This is a genomic window from Vibrio sp. 811 (assembly GCF_033339195.1).
The window spans coordinates 1-609 of sequence record NZ_JAWOUB010000589.1 but is presented as its reverse complement, the minus strand read 5'-3'; the positions used below and the strand labels follow the sequence as shown (position 1 = coordinate 609).

At 40.4% G+C, this 609-nt stretch carries 1 pseudogene; it reads right to left on the bottom strand.

The annotated features are described in order from the left end of the window. A pseudogene (locus R7Q46_RS28250) lies at window positions 1–542 on the bottom strand (diguanylate cyclase); the annotation flags it as partial. Between the last annotated feature and the right edge of the window lie 67 nt (window positions 543–609).

Genomic DNA, 609 nt, shown 5'->3' with positions numbered 1-609 from the left:
GTTGACCAAAGCTCTTTAGTAAAATTCTTAGCGTACTTATCGGGCGACGAAATCACATAACCACGTTTATCGATGTAATGGATACCAACAATGTGGGATTCAATATCATGAAGGAAGGACAAAGAAGGGGCAAAGCCTGCTTTTTGTTCTGCAAGTTTGTTGATTTTCGTCCCTGCCTGACACAAGCTTTTTTCGCCGACGATCATGTAATCAACATCAACCGCTGGCAGGCCATCGCTGTAAACGTTCTCCAATAGCAAAACATCAATCGGCCATATATAGCAGATGTCGCCTTTCACAATAGAGTTATGCTCTTCAGAAAGAGGGTTCGCGAAGTTTGAATAGTTGGTAAAGCTGTAGTCCAGTGCAGTTAAGACTTTGATACCACGAGTTAACGCTCTATCGATACGCGAATATTCAGTATCAATATAGCGATTGACTGCATCGTAGTAGTTTTTTGTAGTAACGAGCATTACCACAATGAATAGAACTAAAGGAAAGAAAACAACAAATGAGAGGCTAAATCGCCTTTGGTTAACCATTGAGTACCATTGTTTAAGTGTTCGCCTCTCATATGCATCGGCTTAAAGAGGCTGTTTATAGTTATTA